Genomic DNA, 24,621 nt, shown 5'->3' with positions numbered 1-24,621 from the left:
CTGGATGGTCTTTTTTACTCCAGACTATCTATATATTTTTCTGCTACATAAGCCGCAATAGCACCATCTGCAGTAGCGGTTACTACCTGCCTCAATGTCTTCTTTCTGACATCTCCTGCAGCAAAAACACCCGGTATATTTGTTTTCATGTCTTCATCAGTTAATATATAACCATACTCATCTGTATCTACAATGCCTCTTACTAAATCGGAATTCGGGCTTAAACCTATAGCAATAAACACACCATCAACCTTTAGAGTGCTTTCTTCATTCGTCTTGACATTTTTTAAAACTAGTCCTTCAACACCGTATTCTCCTTGTATATCCTTAACAACAGTATCCCAAATGAATTCTATTTTAGGATTTGCAAATGCTCTATCTTGAAGAGTTTTTGTGGCTCTCAGCTTATCCCTTCTATGAATAACATAAACCTTTTTTGCAAATTTAGTCAAATAATTGGAGTCCTCCATAGCAGTATCTCCACCACCTACAACTGCAACTACCTGATCTTTATAAAAAGCTCCATCGCAAGTAGCACAATATGAAACACCAGAGCCTCTGAATTTTCTCTCTTTATCAAAGCCTAATTCTTTAGGTGTTGCTCCTGTGGCAAGTATTATTGCTTTTGCCTCATATGTCTTTTTATTTGTGGTTACCTTTTTTACTTTGCCTGTTATATCAAGGCCTACAACTTCTTCGTTATAAATCTGCAGTCCATAGCTTTTTGCCTGCGCTTCCATTTTATTTATTAGGTCAGGACCGCTAATACCGTCAAAGCCCGGATAGTTTTCTATCTCATATGTTGTTACAATTTGGCCTCCTACATACATTTGCTCTATCATGACAGTATCTAATTTGGATCTGCATGCATAGAGTCCTGCAGCAAGTCCTGCCGGCCCACCGCCCAGTATGATTAGATCGTACATACAATAATCACTCCTTATCACAATACAATAATGGAAGTAGTTCAATACTACTTCCATTATTGTACCATATTTTTTTGATTTTACATAACGCCGGCTGGTTGTCTAAATTTATTTTTTGTCTCCTGTATTTCTTGCAATTGTGCCGGCTTTACTGAGTACCATCCTCTTTGATTAATAGCATTCCATACTTGCTTTTGTTCTTCAAATGTTGAATTTAAAGCATTAATAAAATCCCTTTTGAGGCTTTCATTGGCAGCTTCAGTCGCTGCATGTGAAAGTGCATCGATAGCAAGTTTGTAATCGCCCAGTACTCCCATCATAATGTCTTTATCTGTCATGCCTGCATTACTTATCATATGTACACCTCCTCATCCTAAATTTTTCACAATAGAGTTAAAACTATTTTGACATCTGCTGGCCAAATTCTGGCAAAGCGCTTTTAATTGCTGATCCTTAAGCCTCGTAGCACTATCGTTTAAACACTTTACCATATGCTCTTGAAGCGAAAGCACATCATCCAGATACATCAATTCTTTGCTTGTTATCTGTGGCAATTCAATTCCTCCTTTCATAAGTTTCAAATTTAATATGTGCATATGAAAAAAAAATATACGACGATGCCGTATATTTTAAAATTGTCATTTGATGTATCCCTTTCTCTTCAGTTTCTCGATGTGCTCATTCAACTTTTCATCAATATTTATACTGTATTGATCTTCCAAGACAAACATCATAGATACAGCTACCTGTGCAACATCTAGAAGTTCTTCTGAAATTTTCTCTGCCACATCCTTATTAGACATTGTTATATTTTCTCCATTTAATCCCCTGAATTTTCCTATTGCCTGTGCTAACTCTCCTGCTTCTTCCATAAGCTTCAATGCGGTAGACTCCAGGGAAGGCTTAAGGTTATTAAGTTGAGGTAAACTGATAGCTTTATACTTTGTCTCCATAATATCACCACCTTATGACTGTTTCCTTCTAGCTAAAAACTTTGATACTTCAGGTGTTTGTTCTTTAATGAGATCAAGCATTTTGTATGAAATACTTCTTATATCCCACTGGGCTTCCGGTGTACATCTTAAATTAGCAAAATGGTCAAATGCCCACAGATCTGCATCCATAAGTACAATCCTTCTATGTGCATTTGTAACGACATAATGACATACATTAGGTAATTTTTCAGACAGCTCCATGTACAATTTTTCGGATTCATCAATTGCCTTTTTTAATACATCAACACATCCAGCTTTTTCAACATTCGGCGGTACAGTATATCCATTTTCAACTGTAGGCTTATAAGCATTGAAATTAATCATTCTGTGCCTAAGCAATTGATGCCATGCCGCTTCACTTACTTTTAACTGAAATTTATACCTTACAGCTCTAAAAGGTTCTATCAGATGATCAAACTGATCCATCTTTGATGCTGCAGATTCTACTATATAAGCCTTTTCTTCTCTGCTAAGAGCCTTAACCGTTTTTATTATTCCATCAATAGGTTTTCCAGTATATGAAAAGAGAATATGCATTGTTAGTATATCAAGAAATGTCATTTCTCCGTTCTTACCTGTATAATCAATCAACTCAACATCTGATGTTTCCGAATTATCGTTAAAATTATAACCCTTAGCTATTTTCTCCATATCTTTATTAACAGCCAATTGATATTTTGACGGACTTAAATGTCTCATCATGCTTGGTGCTATTTTTTCTGCTTCATTTATGATATTCTCTGCTAATATTTCCGCTTCTTTTGTACCATGAGATTGCAGTTTTCTTATTATATCTTGTAAGTCAAGAGCATTTAACGCAACAGCAAAGCTGGTTTTAGCAGACAACAAGAGTGCATATCGAGCATCTTCAAAGGCTATTTTGCTTATTCTATTTATGTAGGCTTTGTCACTTTCATGCTCATTCCTCTCGACAGCTGACTTTAAAAATTCCGTAAGTTCAGCTACAAGAGTTTCATATGCATCAAAAGAAATATTCCAAACCTTTATAAACTTTCCCTTTAAATCCGGATAATCATCAAGTTCTGGAGGAATTATAAACCTGTCTCTTGTTGGCCTTTGATATCTTTGGCTCCATTCAATAAACGAAGGCCTTTTATTCATCAGTTCAATGTCACCAGATAGGTATCTAGAAGTATCCTCTATGCACAAATGCATCAAATTCTGTTCTGCTATAGAAGAATGGCCGAACTTTTCTACCCACTTTTCGTGGAATGCCTTAGCTTTCTTTATTGCCACATCCATCGGAATTTCAGATGTTGTAAGAAAATCATTTATATCAAGATCGCCTGATGTTAGAGACTCTAATATATTTAACCTCCAGCTAGTATCCTTCCTGCTTACTTTCGAATTAATAGGAGGTATTATAAACTCTGGCAGTGAATGTATAAAATAAACCGGGCCGTATAAATTCGTCACAAATTTTTTTAATAACCTTTCTTCACCTTCTGTCAATTTTCTCATTAACATATTAAAACTCCTCTCAAACTTAATTATATATAAATTATATCGTAAAAAGGGTTTTTGCGGTACATTAAAAGGAGCTAAATGAGCTCCTTTTTTTGTCAATATTATTTTCAGAATATAAAAATGGTGACCCATCCGCGATTCGAACGCGGGACACCCTGCTTAAAAGGCAGGTGCTCTGCCGACTGAGCTAATGGGTCACATTTGGTGGAGGGAGATGGATTCGAACCAGCGAAGGCAAATGCCAACAGATTTACAGTCTGCCCCCTTTAGCCACTTGGGTATCCCTCCAAGATTATTTAGCAAATCTCAACAACGACTTTTTTATTTTATAATAAATATCAAACATTGTCAAGTATAGTAAGCTTAAAAAAATCTTCATTCTATAGAATTTTTATGTCAGTTATAATTAAGGAGAAAGGCTGCTTAAAAGTACTAGAAGCAGCCTTTATTTTACCATGCCATATTTATTTTAAAAGCAGTTTTTGTATATGGACATTACCTCTTCTAATGACAGCTTATATGGGTCAACCTGAAATAGTCCTCCCATTGTATCCATAGCATTCCTAGACAGCTTTTCTATTTCATCTTCTTTAACTCCAAAGCCTGACAAGCTCAAATCTTCCATTCCTATATTCTTAATTAATTTTTTTAGACCTTTTATAAAGGATATAGCTTGCTCTTCTTTAGTAGCTCCATTTATCTCTTCGCCCATGGCCTTTGCAATATCTACAAATCTATCAGGAACTTTTGAAGCCATAAAGCTAAAGTAAGATACAGATAGCATTATAAGGCCCGCTCCGTGTGGTATATCAGGGTGATATGCACTTAAAGCATGTTCCATCGAATGATGCGAAATACATGAAGATAATGATTCTACTATTCCTGCTGCTGTGCTTGCCCATGCCAGTGCTGTACGAGCCTCAATATTGTTTCCATCCTCAACAGCTTTTGGAAGATTCTCTGTAATAAGGTTTATTGATTGAAGTGCTAAAACATCGCTTCCTGGTTGATTGACAGTTGCGAGATATCCTTCAACGGAATGGAAAAATGCATCCATCCCTTGATACGCAGTAAACTTTGGCGGAATTGATACCATTAATTCAGGGTCAACTATTGAAAGTGTTGGATATGTATATTTGCACCCAAAACCAATCTTTTCATTTGTCTCTGTCTTCGTCACAACGGCCCATGGATCAGATTCTGTGCCTGTACCTGCAGTTGTCGGTATAGCAACTATAGGCAATGCCCCGTTTTTGACTTCCATACCTTTTCCGCTTCCGCCAGATACATAGTCCCAATAGTCACCAGGATTCTTAGCCATGACAGCTATAGCTTTTGATGAGTCTATAGTGCTGCCACCACCAAGCCCTATAACAAAATCACATTCATTCTCCTTTGCCAATTTTGCACCTTCTGCCACATGATCGGCTATAGGATTTGGCAATATTTTATCATACACTACATAATCAACATTGTTTTGTTTCAAATAACTTGTTACTCTATCTAAATACCCATGTTTTCTCATAGAATTTCCGCTTCCAATCACCAGAAGAGCTTTCTTCCCAGGCAATCGGACTGTAGCTAACTTTTCAAGAGTACCAGGACCAAAAATAATTTCTGTCGGCATAAAGTATGTAAAATTAGATTTCATATAAAAACCCCCTTAATTGACATTTAAATTATAATTTTCACTACCTACATTTATTATGATATTACAAAAAGTAAAAGTCAATAAAGAGACAATATTAATTAGTTAAAAATATTAATAAACTTTAATTTTTACTCATATCGCAAAGCTTCAATTGGCTTTAGTCCTGCTGCCTTGTTAGCAGGATACATTCCAAAGAACAGCCCTATTAAGAGGGAAAACGAAAATGAAATTATTATCGTGTTTATTGATGGGCTTACTGTCATGTTCATAAAATGCCCCATCAAGTACGATGCTATAAAACCAAAAATTACTCCTACTATTCCTCCAACTCCACTTATCGTCAGTGATTCTATCATAAACTGCAGCAGTATGTCTTTTTTCTTTGCTCCTAATGCTTTTCTTATGCCTATCTCTCTCGTCCTTTCTGTTACTGATACTAACATTATGTTCATTATGCCTATGCCACCTACTATTAAAGCTATGCCTGCTATTCCTCCCAGCATCATTGATAATGTGTTGCTGACACTATTTACTGTTGATAAGAGGTCTGATTGATTCAGTATTCTATATGCGTTTGTGTCTCCTTTGAATATGGTGTTTAGCATGTTTTCTACGTGATATTGTGCTATGTTTACATACTGCTCTTCAGTTGCACTTAGGTATATCTGGGTTATTCCTCTGTTTCTCTGAAATACGAACATTGTCTTTATTGGTATGAATATTGAGTCGTCGTACGAGTTTGATATTGATGAACCGCCTGATGCTAATACTCCTACTACTGTGAAGTTGTTTCCGTCCAGCTGGATTGTCTTGCCCAGTGGGTCTGTGAATCCAAATAGGTCGCTGGCTACATTGCTTCCTATTACAGCTACTTTCTGTCTCATGTCATTGTCTATTGATAGTATGAATCGTCCTTCTGCAAGTTTTAAATTTCTCAGTGACATGTAGTTTTCATTTACTCCGTTTATGCTTTCTTCGTATGATTGGTCACCGTACTTGGCATATGCGTTTGCACTCATTATTGGTGATATTTCTTTTATGTATGGGGAGTCTCCTATTGACATGGCTTGGTTGTAGGACAGGGATGTATCCATACCCCTGCCCATTATTGATACCATTATCAGGTTTGACCCCATGCTTTTTATCTGGGATGTTACTCCTTCTGTTGCTCCTTGTCCTAAGCTTACTAGTCCTATTACTGACATTACGCCTATTACTATTCCCAGCATTGTCAGAAATGATCTTAGTTTGTTGTCTATTATGCTTTTTAAGGACATTTTTATTGCTTGCATTAATGCCATTTTATGCACTTCCTTTTATTCATATATTTTTCCGTCCATGATTTTTACTGTTCTTTTTGCTTGGTTTGCTACGTTTATGTCGTGTGTTATCAGTATTATAGTGTTGCCTCTTTCGTTTAGTTCTTTTATTATTTTCATGACTTCTTTCCCGCTTTGGGAGTCCAGGTTTCCTGTTGGTTCGTCTGCTAGTATAAGGTGTGGGTTGTTGGCAAGGGCTCTTGCTATTGCTACTCTCTGCTGCTGTCCTCCTGATAGTTCTGTTGGCCTGTGGTGTATTCTTTTTTCCAGACCTACCATCGTCAATAGTTCTACTGCTCTATTGTATCTTTCTTTTGCAGGTATACCTTTGTATATCATTGGCAGTTCTACATTTTCTAATGCTGACAGCTTCTGAAGGAGGTTGAAGCTTTGAAATATGAATCCTATTTCGCTGGACCTTAATTCGGCAAGTTTGTTTTCATTAAGCTTCCTCGTGTCGTTTCCATTTAGGTAGTATTCTCCTTCTGTCATGACATCAAGGCACCCTATTATATTCATCAGTGTTGATTTTCCTGAGCCTGATGGTCCAACAATTGATACAAATTCTCCTTCATCGACGGTTAAGTTTATGTTGTCAAGGGCTTTTACTATGTTGTCTCCCATCTTGTATATTTTTGATATGTTTTTCATCGTGATCACATTTTTGTTTTCTTTTCTATTTTCCATCATGACTAATTTCTACTCCTATTCCCACCAGATTGTTGCCTTATTATAAAACCAGCTCCTCCTGATCCTCCGCCAAAGCTTCTGTTTCCGAAGTTTTCGCCACCAAAGCCACTGAAACCACTACGACTATTATTGTTATTCGTCGAAGAGGTAGCGGCACCAAATATCAATACTTTATCACCTTCATTTAAACCACTCAATATTTCTATATACTTGTCATTGTAAAGTCCAGTTTGTACTTGCCTTATATTCCTCGCCCTTCCTCCATTATTATTTGAATTATTTTCATTGTACAAGATTACATACTTGTTATTTCCATTCGTCTGAACTGCTTCTATAGGAAGCAGCAATGTGTTTTCTTTCTGGGCAACAATGATAGAAACATTCATAGTCTGACCAAGCTTTAGCTTATCTGTATACGGCAGTGATACAGTTACATCGTACGATGCTACATTATTTTGTATTGTCGGTATTGATGATATTTCTGTCACAGTTCCTTCAAATGTCTCTCCTTGTAAATCATCTGTTGTAAGCGTTGCTTTCTGCCCTATTTTTATCTTGCTTATATCAGTCTCATCTATGGGCACATCTACAGAATAATTATTGTTGTTAACTATTACTGCTGTATCTGATTGGTTGGTAATAGACGAAAGGCTGCTTACTGACGTATTGCTACTATTGCTTGTATTAGAATTACCTCCAGAGCTAGCGTTCGAGCTGTAATTTGAACTGGATTGACCAGACAGTTCATCACCTTCGTTTATATTCTGCGATATAATAACTCCGTCAATAGGTGCATAAATATTTAAAGAATTTATCTGACTTTGAATATTGTCATAATTGCTCTGTGCTTGCTGCAACTTTAAATTATCATTTTTAATTTGTATATCATTTACATCACTCGTTAATGTAGCTATTAATGTTCCAGCACTTACTTTCTGTCCTTCTTTTACATTTATGCTTGCAATCGTTCCCTGTATTGACGCTGTCACGGTATTTGAATTTTTAACACTTAATGTTCCATTTTGAATGGCTCTTTCATCACCAATATTGGTATGTACAGTTACCTGTGCTGTCATACCATCCGTCAATGCACCCGGATTTGGCAGGCTTACTGTAACATAATAATATGATGCACCATTAACAGGTATCGCTTGTGTTGATACATCCGTTACGATTCCTTTTACTGTAGTATATGAATTATAAAGGTAAACATCTGCACTCTGTCCAACCTTTATATTATTTATCTGCGAGCCATTAAACGGAACTTTTATAGATGCATTCGAATAGTCAGTTATAACAGCTATTGCTGTCCCAGGATTTACATTTTGCCCTACTTTAACATTTATACTATCGACGATACCCGAATACGAAGATATTATTTTTTGTTTTGAAATAGTATCATTATAAGACTTTGTATCGTTATCAAGTTGTTCTTGCGCTAATTCCAAATTTATTAAAGCATCTTGAAGTTGCTGGTTCAAATTGTCATCCTCTATCTGATATAGCAGTTCACCAGCCTTTACTTTGTCTCCTACTTTATGATAGACTTTTTTTACTGTTCCATTACCTTTTAAAGTTATCACTCTCTTGTCCGCATCAAGATTTCCTGTCCCATCTATATGCATTGATATATTACCGCGTGTAACTGTTACATACGGCGTTCTTGCTACTGTTGGTGTAGACCTTTTTCTTACAAAATAATAAGTTGTACCTGCAATAATAATTAAAATTACGATGATGGCTATGTATTTTTTTTCATTATTTTAACAACCTTCCTTTCATCTAAAATACATATAATGTTGATTTTATATTAATTATATATAATAATTTTATCAAATAATTGAACAATTTGTTAATTTTATGTGGCAGAAATAAATCAAAATTTATACTTGATAAAAATTTATTTTCATGCTATATTATATAAGTGTAGCGCTGGCATAGCTCAGTCGGTAGAGCAGTTGATTCGTAATCAACAGGTCAAGGGTTCAAGTCCCTTTGCCAGCTCCATGTCTTAATTCTCAAATATAAAAGATATTTAAAAATATAAGGAAATAATTAATATTAAAAAAGTATCTAGAGATGAGCGATAGATACTTTTTTTATTTCGAAAAAAGAATAAATTATTATTAAAAGTTATAAAAAATAAAATTGAAGTTAATTGACTTCAAAAGTAATTTAATGAATCCTATCTTATTACCAATTTTGCAAACAAGCTTAAATTTATTAATAAAAATAAAAAAAGCTTCAACAGATTTGTTGAAACTTCTATTTCCTGCTGGTGCCTCGAAGTGGAATCGAACCACTGACACAGGGATTTTCAGTCCCTTGCTCTACCGACTGAGCTATCGAGGCATATGTATAATAATGGCGACCCAAAAGGGGCTCGAACCCTCGACCTCCAGCGTGACAGGCTGGCGCTCTAACCAACTGAGCTATTGGGCCGCAATAATTATTTATTTATGGTGGGCCTTCAGGGACTCGAACCCCGGACCAATCGGTTATGAGCCGACCGCTCTACCAACTGAGCTAAAGGCCCTTAATTTTGGTGACCCCGACGGGATTCGAACCCATGTTACCGCCGTGAAAGGGCGATGTCTTAACCACTTGACCACGGGGCCACGTATTGGCTCCTCAGGTAGGGCTCGAACCTACAACCTACCGGTTAACAGCCGGTTGCTCCACCATTGAGCTACTGAGGAATAATTATCCGGCAGCGACCTACTCTCCCGAGTAATCAGTACCATCGGCGCTGGAGGGCTTCACTTCCGTGTTCGGAATGGGAACGGGTTTTTAACCTCCGCTATTGCCACCGGAAATCTTTTGTTCATTTGTCCTTTTACATCTTTCGAAAAAATCTTATCAACGCTCACAAATTTCGATTATCTAATATATCATCGATTCATTTCGCTTGTTTGGCTAACGCCGTCTATGCGTTGTGACGGCTTTCGCTTTCGCTCATACGCCAAACTGCGCTACATTTATCGTGATATATCACGAAAGCTTCATTAATCGTTCGCTTTTGATAGATTTTTTCAAATATATGCTTTTTAATGAACTTTGAATACTGCACAATGCTTATCTTGGTCAAGTCCTCGACTTATTAGTACCGGTCAGCTCAAAGTATTTCTACTCTTACACCTCCGGCCTATCTACCTCGTCTTCTCCAAGGTGTCTTACTCTGGCACTCAACTCTACCTACTGTAATCTATTTTATTTCATTCCCTAACATTTGTACATAGTGCTTTTTTCCTTCAGTAAGTATAGTTGAGTGCCAGATGGGAAATCTTTTCTTGAGGTGGGTTTCACGCTTAGATGCTTTCAGCGTTTATCCCTTCCAAACTTGGCTACCCAGCTGTGCGAATGGCTTCGCAACTGGTACACCATCGGTTTGTCCACCCCGGTCCTCTCGTACTAAGGGCAGTTCCTCTCAAATTTCCTACGCCCGCGACGGATAGGGACCGAACTGTCTCACGACGTTCTGAACCCAGCTCGCGTACCGCTTTAATGGGCGAACAGCCCAACCCTTGGGACCTACTTCAGCCCCAGGATGCGATGAGCCGACATCGAGGTGCCAAACCTCCCCGTCGATGTGGACTCTTGGGGGAGATCAGCCTGTTATCCCCAGGGTAGCTTTTATCCGTTGAGCGACGGCAATCCCATTCTCTACCGCCGGATCACTAAGCCCGACTTTCGTCCCTGCTCGAATTGTCTTTCTCGCAGTTAGGCTACCTTCTGCCTTTGCACTCTTACGCGCGATTTCCTTCCGCGCTGAGGTAACCTTTGGACGCCTCCGTTACTCTTTGGGAGGCGACCGCCCCAGTCAAACTGCCCGCCTGTCAGTGTCCATATGCCGGCTTACGGCTCCTATGTTAGAATTTCGGTAATATCAGGGTGGTATCCCAACGTCGGCTCCAGATAGGCTTGCGCCCATCTTTCTCCGCCTCCCACCTATCCTGTACAGATATTACTAAAATTCAGTGACAAGCTGCAGTAAAGCTCCATGGGGTCTTTCTGTCCTGTCGCGGGTAACTCGCATCTTCACGAGTACTACAATTTCACCGGGTCCCCCATCAAGACAGCGCCCAAGTCGTTACGCCTTTCGTGCAGGTCGGAACTTACCCGACAAGGAATTTCGCTACCTTAGGACCGTTATAGTTACGGCCGCCGTTTACTGGGGCTTAAGTTCAGAGCTTTGGATTTCCTCCTGACCCTTCCCCTTAACCTTCCAGCACCGGGCAGGCGTCAGCTCCTATACTTCGTCTTTCGACTTAGCAGAAACCTGTGTTTTTGGTAAACAGTCGCTTGGGCCTCTTCTCTGCGGCCTTTCGGCACTCCTTCTCCCGAAGTTACGGAGTCTTTTTGCCGAGTTCCTTAATGAGGGTTCTCCCGCTCGTCTTTGGATTCTCTCCTCGCCTACCTGTGTCGGTTTCTGGTACGGGCACCTCTATCCTCGATAGCAACTTTTCTTGGCAGCCCCTTCGAAACTTCGCCTTTCGGCTCCCCTTCACAGCTCTTATGAGCTTTGGTACTTCACTCAAAGCTCTTTTCGTCGCTGCTTGGACGTGCTCTACCAACCGCACGCTTTTCTTATCTCGCTGCGTCCTTGCTTCTCTTTTGACGGATTTCGGTGGTACCGGATTTATTACCGGTTGTCCATCGCCTACGCTTTCGCCTCGGCTTAGGTCCCGACTTACCCTGGGCGGATTATCCTTCCCCAGGAAACCTTAGGCTTTCGACGGTAAGGTTTCTCGCCTTACTCTCGTTACTTATACCGGCATTCTCTCTACTGTACTGTCCAGATTCGCTTACGCTTATCCTTCGCCCTGTACAGTACGCTCCCCTACCATTCTTTCGAATCCGTAGCTTCGGTGGCATGTTTTAGCCCCGTTTATTTTCGGCGCGGGATTTCTCGACCAGTGAGCTATTACGCACTCTTTGAATGTATGGCTGCTTCTAAGCCAACATCCTGGTTGTCTTGGAAATCCTACTTCCTTTCCCACTTAACATGCTCTTTGGGACCTTAGCTGTCGGTCTGGGCTGTTTCCCTTTTGACCACGGATCTTATCACTCGTAGTCTGACTCCCAGGGTTCTCAATATGGCATTCGGAGTTTGATAGGGTTCGGTAACCTTTTTGGCCCCTAGTCCATTCAGTGCTCTACCTCCATATTTACCCCCCCTGAGGCTAGCCCTAAAGCTATTTCGGGGAGAACCAGCTATCTCCGAGCTCGATTGGAATTTCTCCGCTACCCACAATTCATCCCATGACTTTTCAACGTCAACGTGGTTCGGGCCTCCACCAGATCTTACTCCGGCTTCACCCTGATCATGGGTAGGTCGCACGGTTTCGGGTCTATGATATGCAACTTTCGCCCTCTTAAGACTCGCTTTCGCTTCGGCTCCGCTTTCGCTTAACCTCGCTGCATATCTATAACTCGCCGGTCCGTTCTACAAAAAGTACGTGGTCGTCCGGCTCTCAACTGGACACGCTAGTTCTTTTTTTCTTCTCTCTAACATGTTCAGTTGAGTGCCGGACTTCCACTGCTTGTGGACATATGGTTTCAGGTTCTCTTTCACTCCCCTCCCGGGGTTCTTTTCACCTTTCCCTCACGGTACTTTGCGCTATCGGTCACTTAGGAGTATTTAGCCTTGGGAGATGGTCCTCCCGTCTTCCCACCGGGTTGCCTATCCTGTGGTACTCTGGATCCCACTCGGTATATTTCGCTTACGCCTACAGGGCTTTCACCTTCTTTGGCCTGCCTTCCCAGGTCTGTTCGGCTTCACTCCATATACCTTCTCGTGGTCCTAAACCCCATCACCTGCGGTGATGGTTTGGGCTCTTTCCTTTTCGCTCGCCGCTACTTAGGAAATCGACTTTTTCTTTCTTCTCCTCGCGCTACTTAGATGTTTCAGTTCACGCGGTGTCCCCTCCTCATGGCTATGTGTTCACCATGGGATGCTTAAGTATTACCTTAAGCGGGTTTCCCCATTCGGAGATCTCCGGATCTACGTCTGCTTGCGACTCCCCGGAGCGTTTCGCCGCTCGCTGCGTCCTTCTTCGGCTCTAAGTGCCTAGGCATCCACCATACGCCCTTTGTAACTTGACCTATTTCGGTTTATTGTAACTCGTTTTTCTCGTTACCCTTTTTTCGCATTGTGCAGTTTTCAAGGTTCACTTATCATGGTGGGCTTAGATGGACTCGAACCATCGACCTCACGCTTATCAGGCGTGCGCTCTGACCACCTGAGCTATAAGCCCATGGTGGAGATGAGGAGATTCGAACTCCTGACCCCCTGCTTGCAAGGCAGGTGCTCTCCCAACTGAGCTACACCCCCATGACCATGCTGAGGTTTAACCCTCAAAACTGAACAGTGAGATATTCGTATTTATTTTATCGCTCACATAGGCTCCGTGTTCTATGTGTCTTCGATTCTTTCAGCTCGTTTCGCTAACGGCACTTAACGACGTCCTGTCGTAGTGCCTCTCGCGTGGTCCTTCACGCTCGCACGCTTCACTCGCTTCATTCATCGGACACATTTCGAACACTTCGCTATATGTTCGCTCTTAAAATAAATACTCTTTTCTTTATTCTTAATCGTAGGATTTGCTCCTTAGAAAGGAGGTGATCCAGCCGCACCTTCCGATACGGCTACCTTGTTACGACTTCACCCCAATCATTTACCCCACCTTCGGCAGCTCCTCCCTTTCGGTTAGGTCACTGACTTCGGGTGTTGTAAACTCTCGTGGTGTGACGGGCGGTGTGTACAAGGCCCGGGAACGTATTCACCGCGGCATGCTGATCCGCGATTACTAGCAACTCCGTCTTCATGCAGGCGGGTTGCAGCCTGCAATCTGAACTGGGACCTGTTTTCTGGGATTCGCTCCGGATCGCTCCTTCGCTGCCCTCTGTTCAGGCCATTGTAGCACGTGTGTAGCCCAGGGCATAAAGGGCATGATGATTTGACGTCATCCCCGCCTTCCTCCGTGTTTTCCACGGCAGTCTCGGTAGAGTCCCCGTCTTTACGCTGGTAACTACCAACAGGGGTTGCGCTCGTTGCGGGACTTAACCCAACATCTCACGACACGAGCTGACGACAACCATGCACCACCTGTCTCACAGCTCCTCTTACGAGGCACTCAAGTATTTCTACTCGATTCTGTGGATGTCAAGCCCTGGTAAGGTTCTTCGCGTTGCTTCGAATTAAACCACATGCTCCGCTGCTTGTGCGGGCCCCCGTCAATTCCTTTGAGTTTCAACCTTGCGGCCGTACTCCCCAGGCGGGATACTTATTGCGTTAACTCCGGCACGGATTATACTAACCCACACCTAGTATCCATCGTTTACGGCGTGGACTACCAGGGTATCTAATCCTGTTTGCTCCCCACGCTTTCGCACCTCAGCGTCAGTTCAAGTCCAGAGAGCCGCTTTCGCCACTGGTATTCTTCCTGATCTCTACGCATTTCACCGCTACACCAGGAATTCCGCTCTCCTCTCCTTGACTCAAGCTATTTAGTTTCAGATGCATACCCTCGGTTGAGCCCAGGTTTTTCACATCTGACTTTTATAGCCGCCTACGTGCTCTTTACGCCCAGTAATTCCGGACAACGCTCGCCCCCTACGTATTACCGCGGCTGCTGGCACGTAGTTAGCCGGGGCTTTCGTATGGTACCGTCATTTCTTTCTTCCCATACTATTGAGCTTTACGACCCGAAGGCCTTCTTCACTCACGCGGCGTCGCTGTGTCAGGGTTTCCCCCATTGCACAATATTCCCCACTGCTGCCTCCCGTAGGAGTCTGGACCGTGTCTCAGTTCCAGTGTGGCCGTTCACCCTCTCAGGCCGGCTACCCATCGTCGCCTTGGTGGGCCGTTACCCTCACCAACTAGCTAATGGGACGCGGACTCCTCCTATAGCGGATTTCCTCCTTTCTTCGAAAAGCGATGCCGCTTCTCGACATTATCCGGTATTAGCACCCCTTTCGAGGTGTTATCCCAGTCTACAGGGTAGATTGTCCACGCGTTACTCACCCGTCCGCCGCTAAGTTCGTACCGTAGTACTCCCTTCGCTCGACTTGCATGTGTTAGGCACGCCGCCAGCGTTCGTCCTGAGCCAGGATCAAACTCTCATGTTCATATCCTTTGCTCTTCTTACTCTTACTGGCTTTATCTCACTGTTCGGTTTTCAAGGTTCAATCTCGCGTCAAGCGACATTGTCTATATTACCACATTTATTTCTCTCTGTCAAGTGCTTTTTACTACTAATTCCTTATGTTGCACTCGCAGTGACAGGTAATAATATATCACATTAAGCAGTTTATATCAAATTTTTCTTATCTTTAAATAATCCGTTTATCAGTTATTAGGTCAATTTATTTTTAAAATTCGCTAATTTACTGCCTTTTACTCGGTTATTTTATGTCACATTCACATTCTCAACGAGTCAATAAATAACTTATGTAAAAAAGAGCGCATATAACGCTCTTTTTATCTCTTAGAAAATTGCGGTGCTTTTCTTGCTTTTTTGAGACCGTATTTCTTTCTTTCTTTCATTCTTGGATCTCTTGTCACAAAACCAGCTTTCTTAAGAATTGGCCTTAATTCATTGTCAGCTTTCATTAATGCTCTAGTAATGCCTAATCTTATAGCACCAGCTTGGCCTGATAAGCCACCACCCTCAACTTTTGCAATCACATCAAACTTATCAATATTTTCAGTCAGTATAAGCGGTTGTTTAACTGTATACTTCAAAGTATCTAATCCAAAATACTCATCAAGTGGTCTCCCATTTATTATTATGTTGCCTTTCCCCTGCATTAATCTAACACGTGCAACAGAAGTTTTCCTTCTGCCTGTACCAAAAAATTGGATCGTAGCCATTCCTTATTTCCCTCCTTATATGTCAAGTTTTTCTGGTTTTTGTGCTATATGTTTATGTTCAGGGCCTGTATAAACTTTGAGTTTTTTTATCATATGTCTCCCCAATTTATTTTTAGGAAGCATTCCTCTAACTGCTCTGATAATCGCTTTCTCCGGCTTTGTCCTCATCAATGTCTTGTACTGTATCAATTTTAGTCCACCTGGATGTCCTGTGTAATACTTAAAGTACTTTTGCTCTAATTTTTTGCCTGTTAAAACAACTTTATCTGCATTGATTATAATAACATAATCACCCGTATCAACACTCGGCGAATAAATAGGTTTATTTTTACCAGACAAAATCTTTGCTACTTGGCTAGCTAACCTGCCTAATACTTTTCCTTCGGCATCTATAACATACCATTTTCTTTCTACTTCATTCTTTTTTGGCATGAATGACTTCACTTATTTTACCTCCTTAAGAAACTTATACTTAAGTAACATACACTTCAATAAACGGGGCACAATTTTACATAATATAATTTTAATCCACAGCACCACGCATGTCAATAGTATATTTTAGTTAAAAATAACCCTTGTGGCGGTGCAGTTTTACCTGCCATACATCGATTTTTTGAGTCTAAAATTTCTTTCACGTCGATGGGATTAATCTTACCTAATCCTACATCAACAATTGTACCAACAATTATTCTCACCATATTGTATAAAAATCCATCAGCTTCAATTTCAAATTCTACATTAAAGCCATTTTTTTTAAGAGAAATATCGCGAACAGTTCTTACAGGGCTTTTTACAGAGCTTCCACTTGCTTTAAATGCTGAAAAATCATGTGTACCTTCTAAGTACTTAAGTGATTCTCTCATTTTTTCTACATCTAAACTCTTGCTTATATGCCAACTGTAATTTTTTAATATAGGTGAACTAAATCTTCTGTTATATATGATATATTTGTATCTCTTGCCTTTAGCAGAATATCTTGAATGAAAATCCATATCAGCCTCAAAAGCATCTTTTATAACTATATCAGCTGGAAGAACACTATTCAAGGCATTAGGAATTTTTGAAGTAGGTATATTAGTACATGTTTTAAAATTGGCCACTTGATGCAAAGCATGTACACCAGCATCGGTTCTGCTGGATCCTATTAAATCTACATCTTCATTTGTTATTTTTTTTATCGCTTTTGTGATAGTTTCTTGTATCGTAACAACATTTTTCTGTATTTGCCACCCGTGATAATTTGTACCGTCATATTCGATAACTAAGACTATGTTTCTCATTTTAATTCTCATCACCAAGGCCAAAATCTATTCCATATGAGTATCATTACCAGTATTGATGTCACTAAAATTGCTATATAATCTATTATGCTTACTTTTAATTGTTTTAGTTTTGTTCTATTAAAGCCTCCTCTGTAGCACCTTGCCTCCATTGCAACGGCAAGCTCGTCAGCTCTTCTAAAGGCGCTGATAAACAAAGGCACTAACAGAGGAATCAAGTTTTTCGCTCTTTTCATTAAATTGCCGCTTTCAAAGTCAGCACCTCTAGCAATTTGTGCCTTCATTATTTTATCTGTTTCTTCTAATAATGTTGGTATAAAGCGTAAAGCAATAGTCATCATCATAGCTAATTCATGTGCTGGCATTCCAATGCGTCTAAAAGGATTCAAAAGGCTTTCTATGCCATCTGTTAATGCTATGGGAGATGTTGTAAGAGTTAGAAGCGATGTCCCAACTATCAAAAATATGAGTCTTAATCCCATAAATAACGCTAATCTTACACCATTAGAAGTTATCTTAAGTGGACCAATTGATGCAAGAAGTATTCCACCAGGAGTGAAAAATATGTTTAATCCAACAGTTAATATGAGAATTACCAAAATCGGTTTTAATCCTTTAAAAATGTAACCTAATGGTATTTTCGATATATATATACTTCCTAATATAAATAATGAGATAAACACATAACCTGAAAATTTTGTTATTATAAACAATGAGATTATGAATATTATAGAAAGTATTATTTTTACTCTGGGATCCAAACGATGTATGAATGTATCACCTGGTATATATTGGCCTATAGTAATATTTTTAAGCATCTCTCACACCCCTAAGGTACTCCAATATGCATCTTTTCGCTTCATCAACTGTTAATATATCATCTGGCAACTCTATTCCATTTTTTCTTAGATCTCTCATGAGATAAGTAATCTGTGGCACACCAAGTCCCATTTGCTCAAGTTTTTCGACATTTTTAAAAACTTCTCTAGGAGTACCTATCAATGATACCTTTCCTTCATGCATGACAATTATTTTATTCACCAGTTTTGCTATATCTTCCATGCTATGAGACACAAGTATTGTAGTCATTTCATATTTTTCATGAATTTCTTTAATTTTGCCTAATATCTCATCTCTCCCTCTTGGGTCAAGACCAGCCGTTGGCTCATCAAGAATCAATATCTTTGGCATCATAGACAAAACCCCAGCTATCGCAACACGTCTTCTTTCACCTCCAGATAATTCAAAAGGAGACATGTCTTTCATACTTACATCAAGTCCAACAGTCTTCATGGCTTCAAATACTCTCATCTTTGTCTCATTATCTGAAAGTCCCAAATTAGATGGTCCAAATGCAATATCTTTGTATATTGTCTCTTCAAATAGTTGATGCTCAGGGTATTGGAATACAATACCAACCTCTCTTCTAATATCTTTTAAATTTTTTGTACTCGTAATATCGATTCCGTTTATTGTTATTCTACCAGATGTTGGCTTTAAAAGGCCATTTAAGTGCTGTATAAGGGTTGATTTTCCTGAACCAGTATGTCCTATAATCCCTACAAATTCATTGTCTTCTATTGTGAAACTCACGTCTTTTAATGCTTCTGACTCAAATGGGGTGCCTTCATTGTAAATAAACGAAATATTTTCTACTTGTATTGACATATGAACCTCACCATCTCATCAACAGTTAATATTTCTGTAGGTATCTCTATCCCCTCTTGCTTTAGTTTATAGGCTAACTCTGTAACTTGAGGAACATCAAGCCCCAATTCTTTCAGCTTTTTTACTTCCTTAAACACTTCTTTAGGTGTACCATCTAGAGCAATATTTCCATCATCCATTACAATTACTCTATCGGCAAGAACAGCTTCTTCCATAAAATGTGTAATTAAGATTATTGTAATGCCATTCTCTTTATTTAACTTCTGTATTGTTTTTATTACTTCTTTTCTTCCCATAGGATCAAGCATAGCAGTTGGCTCATCTAATATGATACACTGAGGTCTCATTGCAATTACTCCGGCAATGGCTATTCGCTGTTTTTGCCCACCTGACAGCATGTGTGGTGCAGAATCTTTATATTTAAACATGTCTACAGCATTTAATGCGAAGTCCACTCTCTTACGAATTTCCTTCGGATCTATGCCTAAATTTTCCGGTCCAAAAGCTACATCTTCTTCCACAATCGTTGCTACCAACTGATTATCGGGATTTTGAAATACCATGCCAGCAGTCTGCCTTATATCCCATACATGTGCAGGATCTTTAGTATTCATACCATTGACATACACATCGCCTTCTGTTGGTATAAGAAGAGCATTAAAATGTTTTGCAAGTGTAGATTTCCCTGAACCATTGTGTCCAATAATGGCAATAAATTTTCCTTCCTCAAGATCAATGTTCAATGAATTCAATACAATTTTTTTTTGTTCTCTTCGTTGCCAGTCTCATAGCTAAATGTAAGGTCTCTTGCCATAATTATATTTTCCATATGACCACCTTCTTTTAAGCCGCAAAATGATTGGCTGTGACTATTAAAATAGGAGTTAAGTTTTATTGATAACTTAACCCCTTTTGAGTCTAAACAAGTTCTATGATAACCAGCGGTGCTGCATCGCCTCTACGAGGACCAAGTTTTAATATTCTTGTATACCCGCCATTTTTATCTGAATATTTAGGAGCAATCTCATCAAATAATTTTTTAACAACTGATTCATCTGTTAAATATGCCAAAGCCTGCCTTCTTGAGTGCAAATCGCCCCTCTTTGCAAGTGTAATCATTTTTTCCGCAATGCTTTTTATTTCTTTGGCTCTGGCTTCTGTAGTTTGAATTCTTCCATAATTCAAAAAGCTAGTTGTAAGGTTTCTCAACATTGCTCTCCTCTGGTCATGTGGTCGACCTAATTTTCTGTATCCCATTATCTGCCCTCCTTACTCTTCACTCTTTTGCAATGATAGTCCCAATGCCTTCAATTTTTGCTCAACTTCCACCAATGATTTTTTACCAAGATTTCTAACTTTCATCATCTCTTCTTCTGTCTTCTGAACTAAATCCTGAACAGTATTAATTCCTGCTCTTTTAAGGCAATTATATGACCGTACAGATAGATCAAGTTCTTCTATCGTCATGTCAAGAGGCTTATCTGTCTTCTTCTCTGATTTTTCAACCAAAACTTCCATGTCATTATAATTTTCTGCAAAGGATGTAAACAAATTAAAATGATCAATTAATATTTTAGCAGCTAAGCTTATTGCCTCTTTAGGACTTATAGTTCCATTCGTCCATACTTCCATTGTAAGCTTGTCGTAATCTGTAACCTGACCAACACGAGTATTTTCAACATTATAGCTTACCTTCTTAACTGGAGTAAATATAGAATCAACCGGAATGATACCTATCGGCTGATTCGGTTCTTTATTTTTATCTGAAGGAACGTATCCTTTCCCTTTAACCAACTCGATTTCCATATTTAGTTTGCCATTATCGCTTAATGTGGCAATATGGAGATCTGGATTCATTATCTCAACATCGCCATCAGATATTATATCTCCTGCAGTCACTTCGCCTTTACCTTCTGCTTCAATCCTCACTATTTTTGGTTCATCCGTATATAATTTCACTGCCAACTCTTTTAAGTTTAGTATAATCTCAGTAACATCCTCTTTTACGCCTGGTACAGTAGAAAATTCGTGCAACACCCCATCTATTTTAATTGTCTTCGCTGCCGCACCTGGAAGTGATGATAAAAGCATACGGCGTAAAGAGTTGCCAAGTGTTATCCCATAGCCACGCTCAAGTGGTTCAATAACAAACTTAGCATACGTGTCATCATTGGATTGCTCCACTATCTCTATTTTTGGTTTTTCAATTTCAATCACCATTTAAACCCTCCTTTTTTTAATTTTATGAGGGTAACCGATTATTACCTTGAATACAATTCAACAATCAAGTGCTCTTCAACTGGTAAGTCTATATGTTCCCTTGTTGGCAGAGATAAAACTTTACCCTCTAATGAATCCTTATTAAAATCTAACCAATCAGGTATATTTGTGGATGCTTCAACATTATTCTTAATAACCTCTAACGACTTGCTGCTGTCTTTGACGGATATTACATCGCCTGCTTTTACTAAATACGAAGGTATGTCAACCTTTTTCCCGTTTACAAGAATATGACCGTGTGCCACAAATTGCCTTGCTTGAGCCCTTGAAGACGCTATAGATAATCTATATACTACATTATCAAGTCTTCTTTCAAGAAGTTGTAGGAGATTGTCACCAGTTATACCTTTCATTCTTTCTGCTTCCTCAAAGTATCTTTCAAATTGTCTTTCTAGAACTCCATAATACCTTCTCAATTTTTGTTTTTCTCTTAACTGTGTGCCATAGTTTGTAAGCTTTTTCTTATTTTGTCCATGTTGTCCGGGAGCATATGGTCTTCTTGCAAATGGGCATTTTTCAGTATAGCATTTATCGCCTTTTAAAAATAATTTCATGCCTTCTCTACGGCATAATTTACATGTAGATTCTGTGTACCTTGCCATTTTTGCACCTCCTTATACTCTTCTTCTCTTAGGTGGTCTGCACCCATTGTGTGGAATCGGTGTGACATCTTTTATAAGACTTACTTCTAATCCAGCAGCTTGCAAAGCTCTTATTGCAGCCTCTCTACCTGCACCAGGACCTTTTACATAGACATCTACAGTTTTAAGTCCATGTTCCATTGCAGCTTTAGCTGCTGTTTCTGCTGCCATCTGTGCTGCATATGGAGTAGATTTCCTAGAACCCTTAAATCCTAACGTTCCTGCACTTGACCATGCTAATGCATTGCCTGCCATATCAGTCAATGTAACTATTGTATTATTAAATGTTGAATGTATGTGTGCGGCACCACGTTCAACATTTTTGCGCTCACGGCGTTTAGCTATTCTTTTAACTTTTTTTGCCATAATTTCCCTCCTTATTATTTCTTCTTCTTAGCTACAGTTTTCTTTGGACCTTTTCTTGTACGTGCATTTGTCCTTGTCCTTTGCCCACGTACTGGTAGGCCTTTTCTGTGCCTTATTCCTCTATAACATCCTATATCAATAAGTCTCTTTATGTTTAGAGATACTTCTCTTCTCAAATCACCTTCAACTTTATACTCTTTATCAATTATATCTCTTAATCTTGATACTTCATCCTCTGTGAGATCTTTTACTCTTGTATCTGGATTAACGCCAGCTTTGGCCAATATCTCATTTGAACGAGAACGTCCTATGCCGTAAATATAAGTTAATCCTATCTCAACGCGTTTTTCTCTTGGTAAATCAATCCCAGCAATTCTTGCCATTTTTCCACCTCCTAACCTTGTTTTTGCTTGTGTTTAGGATTTTCGCAGATTACCATTACCTTGCCTTTTCTTTTAATAACCTTACATTTTTCACAAATCGGTTTAACCGATGGTCTTACTTTCATTATTATACCTCCTTATCACTTACCTCGCCATACGATTCTGCCTCTTGTTAAATCATATGGAGATAATTCAAGCGTAACTCTATCACCAGGCAGAATCCTGATAAAATTCATTCTAAGTTTGCCAGATATGTGCGCCAAGATTCTGTGTCCATTATCAAGTTCCACCTGAAACATCGCATTTGGTAAAGCTTCTATAACTTTACCCTCAACTTCGATAACATCATCTTTTGCCAAGGATATCAAACCCTCCTTATTCTTCACACTTAAACTGTTTTAAAGCATCCATTATCTCAGCATTTGTAACAGTCTCACCTTTTAATATCTTTTCTCTTATTGTTTCGTCTACTTCATTATACTTTTGAAGATGAATCAATTTTTTCTTTTTCGGCTTTTCAATCTTCCTTAAATCGCCGTCAGCTATAAACACATGTTTTTCATCGGCAACTCCAACTATGACAAAGATTCTGTCTTTATCTCTCCCAGCCTTTGACTTAACTATTCGCCCTATTGAGGTATCATCCATTAAATTCACCTCTTAAACTAATGTCAAAATTTCAGGCTCTCCTTTTGTTATTATTATGGTATTCTCATAATGAGCAGATGAACTTCCATCCACTGTAACAACTGTCCAATTATTATCCTCAATCTTTACATTGTATCTTCCTTCATTGACCATTGGTTCAATAGCAAGAGCCATGCCACTTCTTAATCTCGGTCCTCTTCCCGGTGGACCATAATTTGGTATTTGAGGGTCCTCGTGCATTTTTTTGCCTATTCCATGACCTACATATTCCCTGACTACCGAAAAACCGTTTTTTTCTACGTAAATCTGTATAGCATTTGATATATCAGAAAGTCTGTGTTGTTCAGTTGCCATTTTTATACCTTCAAAAAAGCTTTGCTTTGTTACATCTATCAATTTTTTTAGATTATCACTTATCTTTCCAACAGCAAAAGTCCTTGCCGCATCACCATTAAATCCATGGTAGATCGCACCAGTATCTATACTAATAATATCGCCTTCCTTAAGCCTTCTTAAACCTGGTATACCATGGACAACTTCATTATTAATTGATGCACATATTGTAGCTGGAAAGCCATAAAGCCCTTTAAAAGCCGGTACACAATCTTTGCTTCTTATATAATCTTCAGCTATCTCATCAAGTTCTTTGGTGGTTATCCCCGGCTTTATATACTTTTCTAAAAGATTTAAAACTTCTCCTGTAACTTTTCCAGCATATCTCATCAAAGCTATTTCACTATCAGATTTAATATATATCATTAAACTTCGTCTCCTATTAATATCTGTATCTCCTTATAAACTTCATTAACAGGTTTATTTCCATCAATATTGCGAATCAAATTCAATTTGCCGTAATACTCCACTAGAGGCTTTGTTTCATCTTCATATACTTCTAAGCGCTTTAAAACAGATTCGATGTTATCGTCCGTTCTTTGAATTAATTTCTCACCACAGTGATCACAAATTCCTTCGACTTTTGGCGGCTTTGTGACAATATGATATGTTGCACCACACGATGGACACACTCTTCTACCACTAAGTCTCTTTACTAGTTCATCTCTATCAACTATTATATTTAAGACGTGATCTATTTTTAGACCTTTATTCTCTAGGTATTTGCCAAGAGACTCAGCCTGTATAACGTTTCGCGGATATCCATCAAGTAAAAAACCATCTTTGCAATCATCTTTTGTGAGCCTATCTTCGACTATCTTATTTGTGACATCATCAGGCACTAATAATCCCTTTTCAGTATACTGCTTTGCCAATTTACCAAGTTCTGTATTGTTTTTTATGTTGTACCTAAAGATATCACCAGTTGAAATATGGGGTATTTCATAGTCCTTTGTTATCCTCTCCGCCTGTGTTCCCTTTCCAGCTCCAGGTGGCCCTAATAATATGACTCTCATAT

At 39.2% G+C, this 24,621-nt stretch carries 24 protein-coding genes, 10 tRNA genes, 3 rRNA genes and 1 pseudogene; 1 reads left to right on the top strand and 37 read right to left on the bottom strand.

The window, feature by feature from the left end; all coding sequences use genetic code 11:
* Positions 1–14: 14 nt before the first annotated feature.
* From trxB to TTHE_RS02385, 11 genes are all read right to left on the bottom strand, one after another.
* Positions 15–926, bottom strand: coding sequence for a thioredoxin-disulfide reductase (gene trxB / locus TTHE_RS02435; protein ID WP_013297021.1), 912 nt, complete (start codon positions 924–926; stop codon positions 15–17).
* An 80-nt stretch (positions 927–1,006) separates the two neighbouring features.
* Positions 1,007–1,282 (bottom strand): spore coat protein, encoded by a 276-nt coding sequence (locus TTHE_RS02430; RefSeq protein ID WP_013297020.1) that lies wholly within the window; start codon positions 1,280–1,282, stop codon positions 1,007–1,009.
* 12 nt (positions 1,283–1,294) lie between these two features.
* The gene (locus TTHE_RS02425; RefSeq protein ID WP_013297019.1) at positions 1,295–1,480 is read right to left on the bottom strand and encodes a hypothetical protein; all 186 of its coding nucleotides are present in this window, start codon (positions 1,478–1,480) and stop codon (positions 1,295–1,297) included.
* An 84-nt stretch (positions 1,481–1,564) separates the two neighbouring features.
* On the bottom strand, positions 1,565–1,879 hold the full coding sequence (locus TTHE_RS02420) for a MazG-like family protein (RefSeq protein ID WP_013297018.1): 315 nt from the start codon (positions 1,877–1,879) through the stop codon (positions 1,565–1,567).
* 12 nt (positions 1,880–1,891) lie between these two features.
* Complete coding sequence (locus TTHE_RS02415; protein ID WP_013297017.1) at positions 1,892–3,409, bottom strand: FAD-dependent thymidylate synthase; 1,518 nt, start codon at positions 3,407–3,409, stop codon at positions 1,892–1,894.
* A gap of 121 nt (positions 3,410–3,530) precedes the next feature.
* Positions 3,531–3,606: transfer RNA gene (locus TTHE_RS02410), tRNA-Lys, on the bottom strand.
* 5 nt (positions 3,607–3,611) lie between these two features.
* Positions 3,612–3,697: transfer RNA gene (locus tag TTHE_RS02405), tRNA-Tyr, on the bottom strand.
* Between the two features lie 181 nt (positions 3,698–3,878).
* Positions 3,879–5,060 carry an iron-containing alcohol dehydrogenase gene (locus tag TTHE_RS02400; protein ID WP_013297016.1) on the bottom strand — a complete coding sequence of 394 codons (1,182 nt, stop codon included), beginning with the start codon at positions 5,058–5,060 and terminating at the stop codon, positions 3,879–3,881.
* Positions 5,061–5,188: 128 nt separating this feature from the next.
* Entirely contained in the window at positions 5,189–6,361 is a 1,173-nt protein-coding gene (locus TTHE_RS02395; RefSeq protein ID WP_013297015.1) for an ABC transporter permease, read from the bottom strand.
* Between the two features lie 15 nt (positions 6,362–6,376).
* Positions 6,377–7,069 carry an ABC transporter ATP-binding protein gene (locus tag TTHE_RS02390; RefSeq protein WP_013297014.1) on the bottom strand — a complete coding sequence of 231 codons (693 nt, stop codon included), beginning with the start codon at positions 7,067–7,069 and terminating at the stop codon, positions 6,377–6,379.
* A 2-nt stretch (positions 7,070–7,071) separates the two neighbouring features.
* A complete protein-coding gene (locus TTHE_RS02385; protein WP_013297013.1) occupies positions 7,072–8,694 on the bottom strand; it encodes an efflux RND transporter periplasmic adaptor subunit in 1,623 nt (540 codons plus the stop codon).
* Between the two features lie 306 nt (positions 8,695–9,000).
* On the opposite strand from TTHE_RS02385, the gene TTHE_RS02380 reads away from it, so the two are divergent.
* Positions 9,001–9,076: transfer RNA gene (locus TTHE_RS02380), tRNA-Thr, on the top strand.
* A 269-nt stretch (positions 9,077–9,345) separates the two neighbouring features.
* On the opposite strand, the gene TTHE_RS02375 is transcribed toward TTHE_RS02380, so the two are convergent.
* The 26 genes and pseudogenes from TTHE_RS02375 to TTHE_RS02250 form a co-directional block, all read right to left on the bottom strand.
* A tRNA-Phe gene (locus TTHE_RS02375) sits at positions 9,346–9,421 on the bottom strand.
* A gap of 13 nt (positions 9,422–9,434) precedes the next feature.
* Positions 9,435–9,511: transfer RNA gene (locus TTHE_RS02370), tRNA-Asp, on the bottom strand.
* A gap of 18 nt (positions 9,512–9,529) precedes the next feature.
* Positions 9,530–9,605, bottom strand: a tRNA-Ile gene (locus TTHE_RS02365).
* A 7-nt stretch (positions 9,606–9,612) separates the two neighbouring features.
* Positions 9,613–9,687 (bottom strand) — tRNA-Glu (locus tag TTHE_RS02360).
* Positions 9,688–9,693: 6 nt separating this feature from the next.
* Positions 9,694–9,768: transfer RNA gene (locus tag TTHE_RS02355), tRNA-Asn, on the bottom strand.
* A gap of 6 nt (positions 9,769–9,774) precedes the next feature.
* Positions 9,775–9,883: ribosomal RNA gene (gene rrf, locus TTHE_RS02350) — 5S ribosomal RNA — on the bottom strand.
* A 266-nt stretch (positions 9,884–10,149) separates the two neighbouring features.
* Positions 10,150–13,174: ribosomal RNA gene (locus tag TTHE_RS02345) — 23S ribosomal RNA — on the bottom strand.
* 75 nt (positions 13,175–13,249) lie between these two features.
* Positions 13,250–13,326 (bottom strand) — tRNA-Ile (locus TTHE_RS02340).
* A gap of 1 nt (position 13,327) precedes the next feature.
* A tRNA-Ala gene (locus tag TTHE_RS02335) sits at positions 13,328–13,403 on the bottom strand.
* Between the two features lie 280 nt (positions 13,404–13,683).
* Positions 13,684–15,199 (bottom strand): 16S ribosomal RNA (locus TTHE_RS02330).
* The 16S, 23S and 5S rRNA genes sit together here with 7 tRNA genes alongside, the layout of an rRNA operon.
* Before the next feature lie 352 nt (positions 15,200–15,551).
* Positions 15,552–15,944 carry a 30S ribosomal protein S9 gene (rpsI, locus tag TTHE_RS02325; RefSeq protein WP_013297012.1) on the bottom strand — a complete coding sequence of 131 codons (393 nt, stop codon included), beginning with the start codon at positions 15,942–15,944 and terminating at the stop codon, positions 15,552–15,554.
* Between the two features lie 15 nt (positions 15,945–15,959).
* A complete protein-coding gene (gene rplM, locus TTHE_RS02320; RefSeq protein WP_013297011.1) occupies positions 15,960–16,388 on the bottom strand; it encodes a 50S ribosomal protein L13 in 429 nt (142 codons plus the stop codon).
* A gap of 101 nt (positions 16,389–16,489) precedes the next feature.
* A complete protein-coding gene (gene truA / locus TTHE_RS02315; protein WP_179211545.1) occupies positions 16,490–17,224 on the bottom strand; it encodes a tRNA pseudouridine(38-40) synthase TruA in 735 nt (244 codons plus the stop codon).
* A gap of 11 nt (positions 17,225–17,235) precedes the next feature.
* On the bottom strand, positions 17,236–18,042 hold the full coding sequence (locus TTHE_RS02310; protein ID WP_013297009.1) for an energy-coupling factor transporter transmembrane component T family protein: 807 nt from the start codon (positions 18,040–18,042) through the stop codon (positions 17,236–17,238).
* Positions 18,035–18,892: an energy-coupling factor transporter ATPase gene (locus TTHE_RS02305; RefSeq protein WP_013297008.1), complete on the bottom strand. Its 858-nt coding sequence runs from the start codon at positions 18,890–18,892 to the stop codon at positions 18,035–18,037. Before TTHE_RS02305 ends, TTHE_RS02310 begins: the two co-directional genes overlap by 8 nt.
* A pseudogene (locus tag TTHE_RS02300) lies at positions 18,877–19,721 on the bottom strand (energy-coupling factor transporter ATPase). Before TTHE_RS02300 ends, TTHE_RS02305 begins: the two are co-directional and overlap by 16 nt.
* Positions 19,722–19,810: 89 nt before the next feature.
* On the bottom strand, positions 19,811–20,149 hold the full coding sequence (gene rplQ / locus TTHE_RS02295; protein ID WP_013297006.1) for a 50S ribosomal protein L17: 339 nt from the start codon (positions 20,147–20,149) through the stop codon (positions 19,811–19,813).
* Positions 20,150–20,161: 12 nt separating this feature from the next.
* Positions 20,162–21,112: a DNA-directed RNA polymerase subunit alpha gene (locus TTHE_RS02290; RefSeq protein WP_013297005.1), complete on the bottom strand. Its 951-nt coding sequence runs from the start codon at positions 21,110–21,112 to the stop codon at positions 20,162–20,164.
* A 41-nt stretch (positions 21,113–21,153) separates the two neighbouring features.
* Positions 21,154–21,774 (bottom strand): 30S ribosomal protein S4, encoded by a 621-nt coding sequence (gene rpsD / locus TTHE_RS02285; protein ID WP_013297004.1) that lies wholly within the window; start codon positions 21,772–21,774, stop codon positions 21,154–21,156.
* 12 nt (positions 21,775–21,786) lie between these two features.
* Positions 21,787–22,179 (bottom strand): 30S ribosomal protein S11, encoded by a 393-nt coding sequence (gene rpsK / locus TTHE_RS02280; protein ID WP_013297003.1) that lies wholly within the window; start codon positions 22,177–22,179, stop codon positions 21,787–21,789.
* Between the two features lie 14 nt (positions 22,180–22,193).
* A complete protein-coding gene (gene rpsM / locus TTHE_RS02275; RefSeq protein ID WP_013297002.1) occupies positions 22,194–22,562 on the bottom strand; it encodes a 30S ribosomal protein S13 in 369 nt (122 codons plus the stop codon).
* 11 nt (positions 22,563–22,573) lie between these two features.
* Positions 22,574–22,687 (bottom strand): 50S ribosomal protein L36, encoded by a 114-nt coding sequence (gene rpmJ / locus TTHE_RS02270; RefSeq protein WP_002509257.1) that lies wholly within the window; start codon positions 22,685–22,687, stop codon positions 22,574–22,576.
* A 15-nt stretch (positions 22,688–22,702) separates the two neighbouring features.
* Positions 22,703–22,921 carry a translation initiation factor IF-1 gene (infA, locus tag TTHE_RS02265; RefSeq protein ID WP_013297001.1) on the bottom strand — a complete coding sequence of 73 codons (219 nt, stop codon included), beginning with the start codon at positions 22,919–22,921 and terminating at the stop codon, positions 22,703–22,705.
* A 16-nt stretch (positions 22,922–22,937) separates the two neighbouring features.
* Positions 22,938–23,210 (bottom strand): KOW domain-containing RNA-binding protein, encoded by a 273-nt coding sequence (locus TTHE_RS02260; protein ID WP_013297000.1) that lies wholly within the window; start codon positions 23,208–23,210, stop codon positions 22,938–22,940.
* Positions 23,211–23,222: 12 nt separating this feature from the next.
* A complete protein-coding gene (gene map, locus TTHE_RS02255; protein ID WP_013296999.1) occupies positions 23,223–23,969 on the bottom strand; it encodes a type I methionyl aminopeptidase in 747 nt (248 codons plus the stop codon).
* Complete coding sequence (locus tag TTHE_RS02250; protein ID WP_013296998.1) at positions 23,969–24,619, bottom strand: adenylate kinase; 651 nt, start codon at positions 24,617–24,619, stop codon at positions 23,969–23,971. The genes map and TTHE_RS02250 overlap by 1 nt, the downstream gene beginning before the upstream one ends.
* Between the last annotated feature and the right edge of the window lie 2 nt (positions 24,620–24,621).

This window comes from Thermoanaerobacterium thermosaccharolyticum DSM 571, from assembly GCF_000145615.1.
Taxonomy (GTDB): domain Bacteria; phylum Bacillota; class Thermoanaerobacteria; order Thermoanaerobacterales; family Thermoanaerobacteraceae; genus Thermoanaerobacterium; species Thermoanaerobacterium thermosaccharolyticum.
The sequence above is the reverse complement of the archived record's forward strand: the minus strand, read 5'-3'. Positions and strand labels throughout refer to the sequence as shown.